Source organism: Hyphomonas sp. (genome assembly GCF_018402285.1).
Lineage (GTDB): Bacteria > Pseudomonadota > Alphaproteobacteria > Caulobacterales > Hyphomonadaceae > Hyphomonas.
Map to the genome: position 1 here is coordinate 268,202 of NZ_JAGYJH010000006.1, position 16,467 is coordinate 284,668.

The 16,467-nt window shown below is 63.4% G+C and carries 19 protein-coding genes; 11 read left to right on the top strand and 8 right to left on the bottom strand.

The window, feature by feature from the left end; all coding sequences use genetic code 11:
- Positions 1–2 precede the first annotated feature (2 nt).
- Positions 3–1,421 (bottom strand): pilus assembly protein, encoded by a 1,419-nt coding sequence (locus KG722_RS13110; RefSeq protein WP_213272274.1) that lies wholly within the window; start codon positions 1,419–1,421, stop codon positions 3–5.
- 159 nt (positions 1,422–1,580) lie between these two features.
- Between KG722_RS13110 and KG722_RS13115 the strand changes: the two genes are divergently transcribed.
- The gene (locus KG722_RS13115; RefSeq protein ID WP_213272275.1) at positions 1,581–2,375 is read left to right on the top strand and encodes a thymidylate synthase; all 795 of its coding nucleotides are present in this window, start codon (positions 1,581–1,583) and stop codon (positions 2,373–2,375) included.
- 9 nt (positions 2,376–2,384) lie between these two features.
- Here KG722_RS13115 and KG722_RS13120 read toward each other — a convergent pair whose 3' ends face one another.
- Positions 2,385–2,888, bottom strand: coding sequence for a hypothetical protein (locus KG722_RS13120; RefSeq protein WP_213272277.1), 504 nt, complete (start codon positions 2,886–2,888; stop codon positions 2,385–2,387).
- A gap of 150 nt (positions 2,889–3,038) precedes the next feature.
- On the opposite strand from KG722_RS13120, the gene aqpZ reads away from it, so the two are divergent.
- A complete protein-coding gene (gene aqpZ / locus KG722_RS13125; RefSeq protein ID WP_213272279.1) occupies positions 3,039–3,719 on the top strand; it encodes an aquaporin Z in 681 nt (226 codons plus the stop codon).
- A 127-nt stretch (positions 3,720–3,846) separates the two neighbouring features.
- Here aqpZ and KG722_RS15225 read toward each other — a convergent pair whose 3' ends face one another.
- Positions 3,847–4,347 (bottom strand): VUT family protein, encoded by a 501-nt coding sequence (locus KG722_RS15225; RefSeq protein WP_366910243.1) that lies wholly within the window; start codon positions 4,345–4,347, stop codon positions 3,847–3,849.
- The gene (locus KG722_RS15230; RefSeq protein WP_300998504.1) at positions 4,344–4,508 is read right to left on the bottom strand and encodes a hypothetical protein; all 165 of its coding nucleotides are present in this window, start codon (positions 4,506–4,508) and stop codon (positions 4,344–4,346) included. The genes KG722_RS15225 and KG722_RS15230 overlap by 4 nt, the downstream gene beginning before the upstream one ends.
- 140 nt (positions 4,509–4,648) lie before the next feature.
- Here KG722_RS15230 and KG722_RS13135 point away from each other — a divergent pair, with 140 nt between their 5' ends.
- Both KG722_RS13135 and KG722_RS13140 read left to right on the top strand, forming a co-directional pair.
- Positions 4,649–5,179 carry a dihydrofolate reductase gene (locus tag KG722_RS13135; RefSeq protein WP_213272281.1) on the top strand — a complete coding sequence of 177 codons (531 nt, stop codon included), beginning with the start codon at positions 4,649–4,651 and terminating at the stop codon, positions 5,177–5,179.
- A gap of 292 nt (positions 5,180–5,471) precedes the next feature.
- Entirely contained in the window at positions 5,472–6,392 is a 921-nt protein-coding gene (locus tag KG722_RS13140; RefSeq protein WP_213272283.1) for an SMP-30/gluconolactonase/LRE family protein, read from the top strand.
- A gap of 102 nt (positions 6,393–6,494) precedes the next feature.
- On the opposite strand, the gene KG722_RS13145 is transcribed toward KG722_RS13140, so the two are convergent.
- The 3 genes from KG722_RS13145 to KG722_RS13150 all read right to left on the bottom strand — a co-directional run bounded on the left by KG722_RS13145 (position 6,495) and on the right by KG722_RS13150 (position 8,734).
- Positions 6,495–7,175 carry a hypothetical protein gene (locus KG722_RS13145; protein ID WP_213272285.1) on the bottom strand — a complete coding sequence of 227 codons (681 nt, stop codon included), beginning with the start codon at positions 7,173–7,175 and terminating at the stop codon, positions 6,495–6,497.
- A gap of 71 nt (positions 7,176–7,246) precedes the next feature.
- On the bottom strand, positions 7,247–7,381 hold the full coding sequence (locus KG722_RS15235) for a hypothetical protein (RefSeq protein ID WP_300998505.1): 135 nt from the start codon (positions 7,379–7,381) through the stop codon (positions 7,247–7,249).
- Positions 7,382–7,522: 141 nt separating this feature from the next.
- Positions 7,523–8,734, bottom strand: coding sequence for an Mrp/NBP35 family ATP-binding protein (locus KG722_RS13150; RefSeq protein WP_213272287.1), 1,212 nt, complete (start codon positions 8,732–8,734; stop codon positions 7,523–7,525).
- Between the two features lie 155 nt (positions 8,735–8,889).
- On the opposite strand from KG722_RS13150, the gene hflK reads away from it, so the two are divergent.
- From hflK to KG722_RS13185, 7 genes are all read left to right on the top strand, one after another.
- Positions 8,890–10,038 carry an FtsH protease activity modulator HflK gene (hflK, locus tag KG722_RS13155; RefSeq protein ID WP_213272289.1) on the top strand — a complete coding sequence of 383 codons (1,149 nt, stop codon included), beginning with the start codon at positions 8,890–8,892 and terminating at the stop codon, positions 10,036–10,038.
- Positions 10,038–10,934, top strand: coding sequence for a protease modulator HflC (locus KG722_RS13160; protein WP_213272291.1), 897 nt, complete (start codon positions 10,038–10,040; stop codon positions 10,932–10,934). Before hflK ends, KG722_RS13160 begins: the two co-directional genes overlap by 1 nt.
- 18 nt (positions 10,935–10,952) lie before the next feature.
- Positions 10,953–11,153: a DUF2065 domain-containing protein gene (locus KG722_RS13165; protein ID WP_213272293.1), complete on the top strand. Its 201-nt coding sequence runs from the start codon at positions 10,953–10,955 to the stop codon at positions 11,151–11,153.
- Between the two features lie 89 nt (positions 11,154–11,242).
- The gene (locus tag KG722_RS13170) at positions 11,243–12,721 is read left to right on the top strand and encodes a Do family serine endopeptidase (RefSeq protein ID WP_300998506.1); all 1,479 of its coding nucleotides are present in this window, start codon (positions 11,243–11,245) and stop codon (positions 12,719–12,721) included.
- Between the two features lie 259 nt (positions 12,722–12,980).
- Entirely contained in the window at positions 12,981–13,973 is a 993-nt protein-coding gene (locus KG722_RS13175) for a sodium:calcium antiporter (protein ID WP_213272294.1), read from the top strand.
- Positions 13,970–14,722, top strand: a complete 753-nt coding sequence (locus KG722_RS13180; RefSeq protein WP_213272296.1) for an SDR family oxidoreductase — start codon at positions 13,970–13,972, stop codon at positions 14,720–14,722. The genes KG722_RS13175 and KG722_RS13180 overlap by 4 nt, the downstream gene beginning before the upstream one ends.
- 10 nt (positions 14,723–14,732) lie before the next feature.
- Positions 14,733–15,770, top strand: coding sequence for a beta-eliminating lyase-related protein (locus tag KG722_RS13185; RefSeq protein ID WP_213272298.1), 1,038 nt, complete (start codon positions 14,733–14,735; stop codon positions 15,768–15,770).
- Here the strand turns inward: KG722_RS13185 and KG722_RS13190 are convergent.
- Entirely contained in the window at positions 15,757–16,383 is a 627-nt protein-coding gene (locus KG722_RS13190; protein ID WP_213272300.1) for a TetR/AcrR family transcriptional regulator, read from the bottom strand. The two genes, KG722_RS13185 and KG722_RS13190, sit on opposite strands and share 14 nt — an antisense overlap.
- Between the last annotated feature and the right edge of the window lie 84 nt (positions 16,384–16,467).

A 16,467-nucleotide genomic window follows, 5' to 3' on the forward strand; every position in this document is an offset into this window, starting at 1 on the left:
GGTCAGCGCGAGATGCGCAGGTCGGAGATGGAGCGGGCGATCGACTTGTAGGCTTCGGTCAGTTCCTGGCCATTGCTGGGCTTGAAGGCGAAGGCCGGGTTGGTGGCGCAATAGGCGAGCACTTCCTGGCCAGCCGTCGGCGCGCTGAAGGCCACCGTATAGATCACGATGTCATTTGCCTTCATCTGGTCGCACACCGCGCGGGCCTGGGTCGTCGAGCTCGGATTGCCACTGCCGGGGCGGGTCTGGTTGTATGCGCCATCCGACATCATGATCACAACCTTGGTGGCGTCCGGCTCGTCATAGGGCAGGGCCTTCGAGCCGCTTGGCCAGACAGTGTTGAAGTCGGGCGAGACCAGATACCAGCCCCAGGCGGTGCCGATATGACCCGCCGTCATGCCGACCGGTCTCATGCCGTCGATGAAATCGAGCAGCTTTTCGCGGTCATGGGTCAGCGGCACCGGAATGTCGGAATTGCAGTTGGGGTTGGCCGCACTATCCACCCGCCAGCTGTCATTGGTGTTGTTGAAGGTGGCCGTGATCGGCGTCAGCCAGCGATTGTTCGCCGGGCCCCGCCCGGTATAGCGGTCTGCGCCTTCACGTTCCCACACACAGGTCGAGGTGATGGTGTGGCTGCGGGAATGGGGCCCGGACCAGGCATAATTCCATTGAGTGCATTGGCCGCGCCAGTTCCTCCGGCGGCAGGTCGTTGCCTGGTAGATGCTGCCATAATAGCTGTAGGTCCGGGTCGGGTCCACATTCGTCACGGCCTTGAAGTAGGGCCCTGCATTGACCATCGTGTCATATGACACCATCGCCAGGCGCACATCTTCCGGGTCGCCGGAATAGCCTTCCACGGGAAGCAATGTATCGACCGCGTCCCGCGCAGCGGCTTTCAGATCGGTCATGCGATTGTTGGAGCCCATCGAGCCCGATACGTCGAACACGAAGGCGATCTCGAGCTTGCCGATGCCGTAGGTGGCCGCCGACGCCACGTCGAATTCCAGCTTCTGGATACCGGCCACCTGCGACAGCGTCGTCTTCTGCTCGCAGCTGGCCCGGCCTTCCATCTCTTCGGTGGCGTCGATGTAGATCAGGTCGATCTTGGTGCAGGTCAGGCCACTGTGGCTGGACTGGTTGAGGATGCCGGTAAAGTAATCGTTGGCTTCCTTCAGCGTGTAAGCCTTGTCCTTGCCGTCCTGCATCGATTTGGTCGCAGCCAGAACGGCGCTGTCGATGGCTTGCTGGACGCGTGCCTTCTGGGTCGTCGTCACCTGGAAGTCGATGGCAAATCCGGCAATCGTGACGATCGGAATGATGGTCAGCGCCGCGATCATCGCAACGTTGCCCGACTCATTGGCGGCAAACCCCTTGAAGATATTCCTCTGGCCCGTTTTCATCTTGACCTCTGTCCCATCCATGCGGTCGGACTCCGGGTCAGATTGCCCCCCCGATTGCCCGCCATCCCAGCGTTATGACAGATGTGGGTTGATGCCCCGTAAGGGCAGTGAGATGAAATTTGGCGGGCCGGTTCAGAATCTGTTAACCTCACCCGGCCCGAATCGAGAGGTCTCCGCCCCATGCACCAGTATCACGCCCTGATGAAGGACATCCTGGCAAACGGCCACCAGCGGGGCGACCGGACCGGTGTCGGCACAATCGGTGTCTTCGGCCGCCAGATGCGGTTTGACCTCTCCGAAGGCTTCCCGATGGTGACTACCAAACGCCTTCACCTGCGCTCGATCATCATCGAGCTGCTCTGGTTTCTGCGCGGCGATACCAATATCGCCTATCTCAAGGAAAACGGTGTTTCCATCTGGGATGAATGGGCCGACGAGAACGGCGACCTTGGCCCGGTCTATGGCAAGCAGTGGCGCAGCTGGGCCGCGCCAAACGGCGAAACCATCGATCAGATCCAGTGGGTGCTGAATGAAATCCGCACCAACCCCAACTCCCGCCGCCTGATCGTCTCAGCCTGGAACCCGGCGGACGTGAACGACATGGCCCTGCCGCCCTGTCACTGCCTGTTCCAGTTCAACGTCATGAACGGCAAGCTCAACTGTCAGCTTTACCAGCGCTCGGCGGACGTTTTCCTCGGCGTGCCCTTCAACATAGCCTCCTACGCGCTCCTCACCATGATGATGGCCCGCGCCACCGGCCTTCAGCCAGGCGAGTTCGTCCACACCTTCGGCGACGCCCATCTCTATCTCAACCATCTCGAACAGGCCGAGCTCCAGCTCACCCGCCAACCCCGCGCTCTGCCCACAATCTGGATGAACCCGGAAAAGACCGGCCTCTTCGACTGGACGTATGAAGACTTCCGCGTCGACGGCTACAATCCCCACCCGCACATCAAGGCGCCGGTGGCCGTGTAAGGCCGCGCCCTATTCGCTGATCAGCTCGCAATGTATATACCCGCCGGTCTCCACCGCGATCGGCAGGGCTTCTTCAAATTCGGTGCAGTAAACCACCGGCCCGCCCTCGGCATTGACGGCGGCGCTCACCTTGACCTTCGGGTCCCCGCTCACCTCGCGCGCCACCTGTCCGGCATCAAACCGCCCGGCCAGCGTGATGGACTGGTCGCGCGCGCTGATGTCGCGCGTTTCCGCGCCAAGGCTGACGAGGCCCTTGCCCCGGCGTGCCTTGCCCGAATAGTCAGCCTGAATGGCAAGCCTAGCGCCAGCTGCGTCCAGCGCCTGGTGCACATCGCCTGACATCGTCACGTCCAGCCGGAAGGGCAGGGCTGCCGGGCGCGGCTCATGGCTGGCTGGCTCGGCAAGGCTCGCCGCTTCACTGACCCCAGGCACCATCGCGCCGGCCGGCTCCCGGCTATGCCCGCAGGCAACCAGAAGCAGGACGGCGAGGAAGAAGGCGGTCAGGCGTGTCATGGTCATAACTCCTTGTCTTCCAGACAGTTGCGGGCACCGGCCTTTCTGGCAAGCCCCCATAAAGTTGCTTGCCGGAAGGTCAAAAGCTCTGCATCCTGACAGTGGCTTGAGGCGGCAATAAGACCGTCCCGGCCCAACAAGGAGGCATCCATGAAGATCCTGATTGCTGAACTTATCGGCACTTTTGCCCTTGTCCTGTTCGGCTGTGGTGCGGCCGTACTCGCGGGAGGCGACGTTGGCCAACTGGGAATAGCTTTCGCTTTTGGCCTGGCCATCGTCGCCATGGCCTATGGCATCGGCCCCATCTCGGGCTGTCACGTAAACCCCGCCGTCAGTTTCGGCGCGTTCATCGCCGGGCGTATGTCTGCGGGCACCATGTTCCAATACTGGATCGCCCAGTTTATCGGGGCCCTCCTGGGCGCCGCGGTCCTTTATTTCATCGCCTCGGGCAAGGCGGGCTATGACCTCGCCGCAAACGGCCTCGGCCAGAATGGCTGGGGGCCGGGGTATCTGGGCGAATACAGCCTTGTCGCTGCCCTCGTCTTCGAGGTCGTCGCCACCTTCCTCTTCCTCGTGGTGATCCTGGGCTCCACCCAGAAATCGGCGCCCGGAATGGTCGCGGGGCTCGCTATCGGTCTGACACTGGCAGTGATCCACATCGTCGGCATTCAGGTCACCGGCGTCTCGGTAAACCCCGCCCGCAGCTTCGGCCCGGCGGTCATAGTCGGCGGCGTGGCCATCAGCCAGCTCTGGCTGTTCTTCGTCGCCCCGCTCATCGGCGCGGCCCTTGCCGGTCTTCTCTTCAAGCAGAAGGTGCTGGAAACGGAATAGGTCTTACCTGGCCTCGCCCCGATAGGGGCGGGGCCATCCCAACCGCACGGCTGGGTACCCCACAATCAACGCGCAGGCACAGCGGCGCCGGGCCGAAAAGGCCCGGCAATAGCCGCGATCAATCCAACTATGCCTCATATGGCGAGACCAGCCCTTTGTCCTCGCGCCGGCGGATCACATACGACACGATCACCGCGCCCACCATCTTGCCAATCACGAACACAATCCAGTTGAGTGGGTGGAGGGAATTGCCCGGTTCAAGCCCGAGCTCCATCTGCTTGGCCAGGTCGGCCCCATAGAGGAACACGGTGGTGTCCACCGGCGTCGCCAGCGCGCTGGAAATCAGGATGCGGGTCGACAGGCGGTACTTGGTGAAGGTGTAGACCAGCCAGTCCACCATCTCGGAGACCGCAAATGCGATCCCGCTGGCCAGCGCAATCACTGGCCACGAATAGAAGAACGACCACGCCACCGCGATCCCCATCAGGATAAGCACCCTGTGCCCCATTTCCCGCTGCACGAAGTCGCGGATCACGAACACCATGCCCGTCACCATCGTCATCGGGTGCAGCGCGATGCCCGGCGCATAGTCCCCGCCCGGCGCCACGATCTGGGCTTCGGGAATCACCCGAATGACCAGTTGAGAAACGGGATCAGTGCCACATAGATGAAGGCCCACATCCGTCCGTTCAGGAACCAGATGGCGCAGAAAGTGAGCAACAGCGCGCCCAGCGCAGGCCCCAGCAGCTGAGGCTGTCCATTGGTTAACACACCCACTAGTCCCGACATTTATGAGCGCTCCCCCGCCGTGTCATTTAATGCAGTTGCCGCTGCGTTGCGCGCTTGCTTAAACCATGCGCGCAGGGTGAGGAAGCGCCCAAGTGGGAGCACGCCCGTCGGGACAGATGTGAAAGATAATAACCAGAGCAATGTCCACCGAAGTGAAACTCTGCCTGATTGTTGCGCAGGCGCGCAACCGGGTGATCGGCTCGTCCGGCGCGCTGCCCTGGCGGCTGAAGGATGACATGGCCTTCTTCAAGGCGACCACGATGGGCGCGCCCGTCATAATGGGCCGCAAGACCTGGGAAAGTTTCCCCAAGCGCCCGCTGCCTGGCCGCGAAAACATCGTTCTGACCCGGGACTGGGATTATGACGCAGCGCAAGCGCGCGTCTATTCCAGTTTTCCCGCAGCCATGAACGCCGCCCGCGCCATCGCTGCCCGCGAGGGCAAGGATGAAGCCTTCGTCATCGGAGGGGCCGAAATCTACGCTCTCGCGCTACCCTTTGCCGACCGGATCTACCTCACCGAGGTCGACGCCGAGATCGAAGGTGACACGCTCTTCCCTGAACTCGACCTGCGCCAGTGGCGCGCCGAGGATGTCACCGCCCATCCGGCCGGGGAGGGCAACGACCACGCCTTCACCATCCGCCGCCTCGACCGCGCTTCCGCCATCGTCTGAGCAAAACACCTCTTACCCCTCTCCCTCCGGGAGAGGCTGCCGAGGATAAGCGTTTGCGCCGCTAACGCCCCGAGAAAGAATGAAAGGGGCCTGCGCCCTTGCGGCAATTGCCGACACCTCCTGGCGCACACTGAGCTCGATATTCAGCTTCCCCCCCCCGGCCAGCCCAGGCTGCGTCCGGCCCTTTGTGCTGCGTGAAACGCAATACGCCTTCACCCGGCGGCAGCAATGGACACCGGCCTCGCCCCCGCCTTACCCTCCCGCAAAAGGAAGGCTCCGGAGGAACAAGAGCATGGATTTTGAAGTCATCGGATCGGGTCTCGGCTTTCCCGAAGGCCCCGTCGTCACGGAAGACGGCTCAGTCATTCTCGTCGAAATCCAGAAAGGCTGCATTTCCCGCCTCTGGAACGGCAAACGCGAAGTCATCGCCACGCCGGGCGGGGGGCCCAACGGCCTCGCGATCGGCCCGGACGGCGCGCTTTATTGCTGCAACAATGGCGGCTTTGAATACCATGAGGTCGGCGGCCTCACGATCCCGGGCAACTGCCCGCCCGACTATTCCGGCGGCCGCATCGAGCGGATCGACCTCTCCACCGGCAAGGTGGACCGCCTCTATGACGCCGTCGATGGCAATTCCCTGCGCGGCCCCAATGACATAGTCTTCGACAAGGAGGGCGGGTTTTACTTCACCGATCTCGGCAAGGGCTTCTCCCGCAACCGCGATCATGGCGGCCTCTATTACGCAAAGCCAGATGGCTCCCTCATCAGGGAAGTGGATTACCACCACATCTCCCCCAATGGCTGCGGCCTCTCGCCGGACGGCAGGACGCTCTACTTCGCAGACACGATGACCGCCCGCCTCTGGGGCTTTGCTCTCACAGGCCCTGGCGAATACACGCCTCATAAGCCCCCCTTCCTGCGCGGCCGTGTCGTGACGGGGCAGACGGAGCTTTGCTATTTCGACAGTCTTGCTGTGGCCGCCTCCGGAAACGTCTGTGTCGCAACCATCCTGAAAAATGGCGGCTATGGCGGCATCACCACCATCACGCCCGAAGGCACGTCCAGTTTTACCGAACTGCCCGACCCCTTTGTCACCAACATCGCCTTTGGCGGGGCAGACATGAAAGACGCCTATATCTGCGCTTCGGGCACCGGCCAGCTGATCAGGACCCGCTGGCCCGAAGCCGGCCTCAAGCTGAACTATAACGCCTGACCTTTACCCCTCTCCGGCTTGCGATCTTGTCAGGACAGGTGATCGCGTTGCGATCGCGCTGATAAGGGCAGGGGGTGGGGGCAAGTCGCTAAAGACAAAGCCTCAAGGCGCAACGCACCCCGTGCCCACCTGCCGGTAAGGGCGGTGGCATTGCCATCCGTCACCGGATGAATTGAGGTGGGCAAACTCTGGCACCGCCACCTTGTCGCAGATCCCCCCGCGCGCCCGGTATCCGCGCTCGCAGGTCCAGCCCGTGCCCGATCCACTGTTGGTCAGATAGGCGTTCGCCGGCAGGGAAATCGGCAGGCATCGGCTGCCGCTCGCGCGAAAGCCCCGGTCACATGCCCAGCCGCTGCCATAGCCGGCGCTGGTAAGGTAGCCGTTCTCGGGAACCTTGATCGGCGTGCAGGCAATGCCCGCCGCAACATAGCCGCGCTCGCACTGCCAGCGTGTGCCCGACGTGTCGAGATAGGCGTTGGCCGGAACCAGGATCAGCGCGCAGGCATTGTTCTCCAGCCGGTAGCCATAATGGCATTCCCAGCCGCTGCCATAGGTGCCACCGGAGAGGTAGGCATTGTCCGGAAGGATGATCACTTCACACTGCTTGCCTGTCTCTCGGAACCCCGCATCGCAGTTCCAGCCATCGCCATAGGCGCGGGAGCTGGCATTCTCGGGGGGAGGGGTTGCGGGGGCCTGGGCAGCGGCGCTGCCGGCCACCAGCAGAAAACTCCCCGCGGCAAGCAGGCGCGCCCAGCGGCGCAGGGCGGAATGAGAAAGTTTCATGATTGTCTTTCAGCCTGCCGGCGGCAGGCAACAGGGCGCGCCCGCACTATGGCGGCGGCGCCTTAAGGAGATCAGCCCTTGGAGGGGAACGCAGCGCTCTTCACGCGCGGCTCACCTGCCTGGGCCGACAGGATCATGCGCGGCGGCGAAGGGGCGGCATATTTGCGCTTCACTTCCCCGGCTGGCGAGTTTTTCTGACGAGGCATGGGCGCATCCTTCTGCAAGCAGAAAGTATGTCCTGCATGCTATGTATACCGCCAGCATCCCCCAATTAAAAGTCTTTGAAAGATATATATTATTTACCCGGAAATTCCGCATGGAAACAGGGTTGCAGTTTCTGCCGGCGCCTAATCCTCAAACACAATCTCCGGCGCCGGTTTCGTCACCAGCTCGTCCAGCGCAATCGCCACGCGCCGCGCAAGTTTCAGAAAAACGTCCGCGGCAGGACCTTTCACCAGCGCTGCCGGCGTGCCCGCGTCGCCCGCTTCGCGGATCGCCTGCAGCATCGGGATTTCGGCCAGAAGAGGCAGGCCCAGCGCCTTGGCCATCTTCGCTCCGCCGCCTTCGCCCATCAGGTAATGGCGGTTTCCGGCCGGGTCTTCAAACCAGCTCATTGTCTCGGCAATGCCGATCACGGGCACATGCGTCTTGGCAAACATCGCCGCGCCCCGGCGCACATCCGCGAGGGCAACTTCCTGCGGCGTCGTCACGATGATCGCCGCCGTCACCGGCACCTTCTGCGCAATCGCCAGCTGCGCGTCGCCCGTGCCCGGCGGGGTGTCAATGATGAGAATGTCGAGCGGGTCCTCCGCCGTGCCCCATTCGGCATCGTTCAGCAGCTGGGTAATCGCCGACATGACAATCGGCCCGCGCCAGATCATCGGGGCGTCCGGATCAGACAAGTATCCGATCGACAGCGTCTTCATCCCGTGCGCCTCCACCGGGATCAGCTTCTTGCCAGGGGAAGTTCCGGGCTCAGCGTTCACGGTCCCCAGCATGGTCGGGATGGAAGGGCCGTAGATGTCGGCGTCGAGCAGGCCGACCTTCATGCCTGCCTTGGCCATCGCGGCGGCAAGGTTCACCGCGACGGTCGACTTGCCGACCCCGCCCTTGGCGCTGGCGACCACCAGGATGCGTGCAATGCCCGGAACAGGTCTCATCGCGGTCGCAGGCGGCGGAGCGCCCTGGTTCATTGCCTCATCGGAAAGGCGCGCGCCCTTGGTCACGCGGCGTGTTCCCGCCGGCGGGGCAGGGGTCAGATAGAGGCCGGAGCTGGCCGGCTCTGGCGTCTTTTTTGTATGCGAATGGCGCGGGGCCGGCGCCGTTTCGGCGGTCAGCACGGTGGTCACTTTCTCGATGCCGGAAATGCGCGAGGCGGCGTTCTCCGCCTCGATCCGCCGCGCTTCGGCGGTGGCCGCGTCGGCCATGTCTGCCCGGATCACCAGGATCGCCCGGCCGTCCTCTCCCACAGTGACGGACTCAAGCCAGTCAGGCATCCCCAGCGCGCTGCGCACGGTGGCGGCGAGCTTCTCCCGGGCTTTCTGCCTTGATCCAAACATTAAGACTTCCTCGGCTAAGAACGGGATCAATCGGCCTGTACGGGCGCCCCTGCCCGCCGGAATGCGGCATTTTTGCTGCGCCGGGAAGCCGATTTAGCGTGCAGACTGCAACAGACACTCTATATAGGCGTCAAACGCAGATTTCAGGAGGCTGAATGCCCTGGGACGACAAGACTAAAGGCTCTGGCCCGTGGGGCGGGGGCGGCTCGGGTAACAATGGCGGTGAGGGCGGTTCTCCCTGGAACAGGCCCGGAAAACCCGATTCCGGTAAGGAAAAAGATCAACCCGCCGATCTGGAAGAACAGATGCGCCGCATGCAGGAGCGCTTTCGACAGCGCCGGAACGGCGGCGGTGGGGGCCGCAAGGGCGGCGCAGGCGGCGGCGGTCTTGGCCGCGGCGCGGGCCCGTTGGGCATCCTCGTCATCGTCGGCGTCGGCCTTCTGGCCTGGCTCTCGACCAGCATCGTGGTTGTTGACCCGACCCAGCAGGCCGCGGTCTTCCGCTTCGGCAAATGGCAGGCAAACTACGGCCCCGGCCTGCATTTCCACCTGCCAGCCCCGCTGGAAAGCCACCGGCTGATCCAGGTGGAAACCCGAAACGAAACCCGCATCGGCAACACTCAGGACGAGAGCCTGATGCTGACGGAGGACGAAAACATCGTCGATATCCACTTCTCCATTATCTGGAAAGTCGACACGCAGAACCCTGAAAACTACGTCCTGAACGTGCGCGATCCGGACATGACGGTCGCCATGGTCGGGGAGTCGGTGATGCGCGAAGTGGTCGGCAAGACCCGCCTTCAGGACATCATCACCACCGAACGCGACCAGGTCCAGCAACAGGTTGCCGAGCAGACCCAGACCCTGCTCAATGAATACCGCGCCGGCGTGCAGGTCCTGCAGGTGCAGATCGGCAAGGCCGACCCGCCCCAGCCGGTCATCGAGGCGTTCAACGACGTGAACGTTGCCGAACAGGACGCCGAGACACTCACCAACCAGGCCACCCAGTTCGCCAACCAGATCGTCCCGCAGGCCCGCGGTACGGCCTCCCGCCTCCAGCAGGAAGCCGAAGCCTACCGCGACCAGATCGTGGCCGACGCAAACGGTGAAGCCGCCCGCTTCGACCAGATCTACGAAGAATACCGCAAGGCGCCCCGCGTCACGCGCGAACGCATGTATCTGGAAACCATGGAGCGTGTGCTCGAGCGGTCCGACAAGCTGATCCTTGATCAGAATTCCGGCGCTGTGCCCTATCTGCCCCTTGAGCGGTCGCGGCCCCAAACCACTACGGGAGGAGATCGCTGATGCGCGCTTTCGGTTGGCTTATCCTGGTCCTGTCCATCGTTGGACTGGTCATTGCCTCAAACGTTTTCTACATCGTCCGCCAGTCCGAGCAGGCCATCGTGCTTGAAGTCGGCCGCCCGGTCGGCATCATCAATGCGCCGGGTACGGATCAGGCGGGTCTTCACATGAAGATCCCCGTCTATCAGCAGGTCGAGATTCTCGACAAACGCAACCTTGGTCTTGATGTCGAAGGCATCCAGGTCATCGCATCTGACCAGCGCCGGCTGCAGGTCGATGCGTTCGTGCGCTGGCGTATCAGCGATCCGCTCCTCTACTATCAAAGCTTCCGCACCGAGCGCGTCGCGGCCCAGCAGATCAACACGGTCACTGTCGCAGCGATCCGCGCTGTTCTGGGTGATGTGCCGGTTCCGGAAATCATCTCCGGACAGCGCGCCGCGCTGATGGGTGATATCCGCACTAATGTGAACCGGGAACTGGCAAAGGCCGGGGTCGACATCATCGATGTCCGTATCCGGCAGGCAGACCTTCCCAACGAAGTTGCCGAAGGCGTCTATGAGCGGATGCGGACAGCACGTCTGCAGGAAGCCCAGCGCATTCGTTCGGAAGGGGAGGAGCGGGCCCGCCTGATCCGCGCCCAGGCCGAACGCGAGCAGACCGTTCTGGAAGCCCAGGCTCGTGAAGCCGCCGAGAAGGTTCGCGGTGAGGGCGATGCCCGCGCCACCGAAATCTATGCGACGGCCTACAACAAGGATGCCGAATTCTTCCGCTTCCAGCGCGCGCTGGTGGCTTGCGAAAAAGCAATCCAGCAGGGAACGCAGCTGGTCATCAGCCCCGGTTCGATGGGTATCTGTGACCAGTTCTTCGACAGCGCCCGCGCTGCCGGAACCCCGCGCTAGCCGGCTGCGGGCTGCGCGATGAGCGCGATCACGCTCGCCCTTGCCGGTTTCGGCGTCTGGCTGCTGGTGGAAGGCGCGCTTTGCGCCATCGCGCCGGACTACATGCGCCGGATTGGCCAGCTATTGTCCAACATGCCAGCCCGCGATCTTGCGATCGGCGGGCTGGTGGTTGCAGCCCTGGGCGTCGGGCTCCTGATGCTGGCAGTGCGAACAGCCTGAGACTGTTGCAACTGGCGGCTAAAGCGCCATAGTCATCGTTAAAGACATTCCAGGCACGCCGGGCCTCATACCTGCCGCGCGCCAGAGAAATGACCGTGAAGGGAGTCACCTCCACCATGATCCGGACCGCCGCCGCGGTGTTTGCCCTGATATGCGTCATGGCCCCTGTCAGTCTCGCCCAGACGGGCGGCAGCCTGTCGCGTCCCGGCGTTCCGGCCGATGCCAGGACCGCGCCGCAAAGTTTCAGCGCGCTGTCGAAGCGCCTTATGCCGGCCGTGGTCAACATCTCGACCTCTCAGGTTGTGGCAACCCGCCTGCCGACCTTCCCGGAAGGCTCGCCAGCCGAGCGGTTCAACGAATATTTCGGCCGCAATGATGACGGCTTCCAGCGGCAGGGCTCACTCGGATCAGGCTTTGTCATCAGCGCGGACGGGTACATCGTCACCAACAATCACGTGATCGAGAAAGCAGACACGATCGAGGTGACCTTCTCCGACGGCCGCACGCTGGATGCCAAGATCATCGGACGGGACAAGGACACCGACATAGCTGTCCTCAAGATTTCCTCGCGCACGCCGTTGCCCTTCGTGGACCTTGCCGACAGTGACGAGGCCGAGGTCGGCGACTGGGTGATTGCCATCGGCAACCCGCTCGGCTTTGGCGGTTCGGTATCGGCGGGCATCATTTCGGCGACGGGCCGCGACCTCAATACGGGGCGGTCGGACAATTTCATCCAGACCGACGCGGCCATCAACCAGGGTAATTCCGGCGGGCCGCTGTTCAATCTGAACGGCCAGGTTGTGGGCGTGAATACGGCCATCATCTCCCAGTCGGGCGGGTCCATCGGGCTTGGTTTTTCGGTTCCCTCCAACACCGTCAAACGCATTTCCGCGGCGCTCATCAAGGATGGCCGGGTGAGCCGCCCCTGGCTCGGCGTGAACGTGCAGGATGCTGACGCGTCCCTGATCAAGGCCTACCGGGCCAAGGGCACGACCGGCGCGATTGTCACCCGCATCACCGATGCCAGCCCCGCCGCCAAGGCGAAGCTGGAAGTGGGGGATCTCATCCTCTCCATCGACGGTCGGACGGTCGCCGGTGTCCGCGACATGACCCGCCAGCTTTCGGAAAAGCCGATCGGCAAGGCGGTGACGTTCAGCATCGTGCGCGATGGCCGCCAGCGCGATGTTCCGGTGATCCTCGGCGAGCTGCCCGACGAGGACGAACCGGCAACTGCCGCTCCGTCTGAAACAGCCGGCATGTCGAATGATCTCGGCGCCGATCTCGTCGCGCTTGATGATGATGTCCGCCGCCGGTTCGGCGCGCCCCGCGACATGAACGGCGTGGCCGTGACGGCCGTGAGCACGCGCGGACGGGCCTACAACAAGCTGCGCAAGGGCGATGTGATCGTGGAAGTGAACTTCCAGCCGGTCAGCGCGGTGGCCGATGTGATCAAGCGGCTCGACACCGCCATGCAGTCGCCCAACCAGCCGATCCTGATCCGCGTGAAGCGGCGCGGCGAGACCGGCGGGTGGTTTGACCAGTTCGTCTCCATCGAGATCAAGAAATAGGGGAATTCTCCGGTGTTTTCAGGGCCTGGCGGGGATGACGCTGCGTCACAGTCCTGTCAAACATTAGGGAAAACATGCCGAATTGGCTCGCCAAGGGCGGCAACGCACGCTAAGGACTGCACAAACTGACCTTTTGACGGGCTGAGGCAGAGATATGATCCATCCTTCCCTGATTGCGATTGCCGCTATTGTTATTGTGTTCGCCATCCTGAATCTCATAGAGTTCAAGCGTCTCGATTAACGCTCAGGGGAGCAGGCGGTGCCCGATCCCATCCTGCTCATTTCCCTTTTTGGCGGGCTGCTGCTCATGGCGGTTGCCGGCGACCTGCTTGTGCGGGGCGCGCTCGGATTAGGCCGTGCGATGGGCGTCTCGCCCCTGGTTGCGGGTATCTTCATTGTCGGTTTCGGCACGTCGGCGCCCGAGATGTTCATCTCGGCCAATGCCGCACTTAACGGCAATCCCGGCCTCGCTATCGGCAATATCGTCGGCTCCAACATTGCCAACCTCCTCATGGTCGCGGCCATTCCGGCGCTGTTTTTCCCCTACCGTACAGGCGGGACCGGGCAGGGGCGGGCCTTGTTCATGCTGCTCCTCGCTACCGGCATCTGGATCGGCATGACGGCCATCATGCCGCTCGATCCGCTGATGGGCATCTGCTTCCTGTTCGTGCTGGTCGGCTATACCGGTCTCTCGATCTTTGCCGCGCGGCATGACGAACTCGCCGGGCGCGGCGTTGCCGATGGCGAGCCGGCCGTGACCATCAATCCTCCTGTCTGGCGGGCAATTTTTTATGTGCCGCTGGGCATTGCTGGCCTTCTCTATGCATCGGGCATGATCATTACCGGCGGTGAAGGCGTGGCGCGGCATCTGGGAGTGCCTGATGAGTGGATCGGTCTGACCATCCTGGCGCTGGGCACGTCGCTGCCGGAGATCGGCGCGGGGCTGGCGGCCGCATTCCGCCAGCGGGGCGATGTGGTGGCAGGAAACATCCTCGGCTCCAACGTGTTCAACCTTCTGGGCGCGGGCGGGATTGTGGCCCTCTTCGGGCCGTTTGAAGTGGCGCCGATGTTCCTGCGCTATGACCACTGGGTCATGGGGATAACGGCGCTGCTGTTCGCGGTGCTGATACTGCTGCGTGTGCGGATGGGACGGCTTCTGGGCGTTCTGCTGCTGCTGATCTATGCGGCGTACATCTACGGTCTGGTAACGGGCACGAACCTGCTGGCGCTGGCGCAGATGGTGACGGGATGACACCCAAAGGCGCGCTGGTGACAGGGGCGGGCGGCCGCCTTGGCCGGGCCATGGCCGAGGCGCTTGGCGCCGATGGATGGGCGGTAGCGGTGCATTACCGGGGCTCTGCCGAGGGCGCCGAGGAGACAGCGGCAACAATTCGCTCGGCTGGCGGACGGGCCGAAATCATCGCGTGTGACCTCTCTGACGAGGCCCGGAGGGCGTCACTGCTTGGCCAAGTCCGGTCAATCCTGGCCCTTCCGGTGACGCTTCTGGTCAATTCGGCCTCCACGTTTACCAGCGACAGCACGGCCGGGCATACACGCGAAGGCTGGGACCATCACTTCGAGCCAAACCTGCGCGCGCCGGTTCATCTTGCCCAGCAGCTGGCCGCAAACCTTCCCGATGGAGAGCGCGGGCTGGTCGTCAACCTGATCGACCAGAAGGTGCTCAAGCTCAATCCGCTGTTCTTCACCTATACCCTCTCCAAGGCGGCGTTGTGGCAGGCGACGCGGATGCTGGCGCAGGGACTGGCGCCGAATGTGCGGGTCAACGCCATCGCGCCAGGGCCAACACTGCAGAGCGTCCACCAGAGCGACGCGCAGTTTGCCGCCGAGCGGGCCGCCACGCTGACCGGCGAGGGCAGCAACCCGGAGGAGATCGTCCGGGCTCTGCGCTATCTGGTTTCGGCCTCCAGTGTGACCGGCCAGATGATTGCGTCGGATGGCGGTCAGCATCTCATGTGGCAGACGCCCGACACCCAGATTTGAGAGACTGACAATGAACTTTTCCTCCGACACGGCCGCGCCGGCCCACCCATCCGTGCTGGAGGCGATGATGCGGGCCAATAGCGGGCCTGCTCCCAGCTATGGCGCCGACAAAGTGACAGCCCGGGTCCGGGCACAGCTGGCGCGCGTATTCGAGACGGACGATTTCGATTTCTGGATCACGCCGTCGGGCACAGCGGCGAACGCGCTGGCGCTGTCCTGTTTCTGCCCGCCGATCCATTCGGTGATCTGTCACCAGGAAGCGCATATCCAGATGGATGAGCGCGGAGCCGTGGAGTTCTTCACCGGCGGCGGCCGGCTGCACCTCATGCCGGGCGAGGGAGCAAAGCTCGATCATGATCTGTTTGCGGAGTATCTGCTCAATTATGATCCAGGCTTTGTGCACGCCACGCCCCCGGCGGTGCTGTCGCTGACCAATCTTACCGAATGCGGCACAGCCTATTCGGCCGATGAGGTCGCCCGGTTTGCGAAGCGCGCAAACCTCGGCGGCCTTGCGGTGCACCTGGACGGTGCGCGCTTTGGAAATGCGCTGGCGCATACCGGCGCCAGCCCCGCGCAGATGAGCTGGCAGGCCGGCGTGGACGTGCTGACGCTGGGGCTGACCAAGACCGGCGCGCTCAGCTGCGATGTTGTGATCCTGTTTGGGCAGGCCAAGGCAAAGGGCAAGGAGCTGCGCGCGCGGGCCAAGCGTGCAGGCCACATGCCAGCCAAGATGCGCTTCCTGGCGGCGCAGGCCGAGGCGATGCTGGAGGGCGGGTTGTGGCTCGATCTTTCGCGCCACGCCAATGCGATGGCGCAGAAGCTGGCGGCGGTGTTCCGCGAGGACAGCATTGAGCTGGCCTGGGATGTTCAGGGCAATGAGGTTTTTGCTCTGCTTGACCCCCATGACATCGACAAGCTGCAGGAGGACGGCGCAGCCTTCTATGCCGAGTGGCCGGGCGGATCGAGCCGGTTTGTGTGTTCCTGGGCGACCACAGAGGCAGAGATCGAAAGTGTACGCGAAACGCTGAAGCGGCCTATGCGGAAGTAGGCGTTAGTGCCTTGCCGAGCCAGCCCTGCAGTGTGCTGATGACTTTGCTAAAGTCGATGGGGGCCGAGGTCGCGCCGCCGAGCAGCTCCTGGTGGAGGCTCATGACGAGCAGGGGAGAGAGGGCGGCCAGCGCCGCAGCGCGCAGGGCCGCCTCGTCCTGCGGGGCGCCGGGGGTGGCCCGGAGTTTGTCTGAAACAGCGTTCAGGGCAGGCTCGAGCACCTTTTCAAGGTACGCCTGGCCGATGGTTTCGTCGGCGAGGCCTTCGATCAGGCCGAAGGCGTGGGCCCGGATGAACCCGCCAAGGCGCATGCCGGCTTCAGAGATGCGGAAATATTCCTCGAAGGCGGTGGCTGGGTTGGCCGAGGGCAGGGCGACGACAGCCCAGAGGGGCGCGCCCTTGCGGCCGATGTTTTCGAGGATTTCGATGATGAGGCCCTGCCGGTCTCCGAAATAATGGCGCAGGGTCGGCTCAGACGCATTCATCGCCTGGGCGAACTGGCGCAGCGAGGGGCGACGCAAATCGGCGGAGAGGGCAAAATCGGTCAGCGCGTCGAGCAGGGCGGCGCGTTTGGCGTCAAAGTCATGATTGCGGGCGCCCGCTGGCCTTGGCATTCGCAAACTCTCCCTGCGGCGCCGGAATCGGGCGCATCCCCATTTCCTACATCACACCGGAGGCGATACCCGTCAACGCGGGCG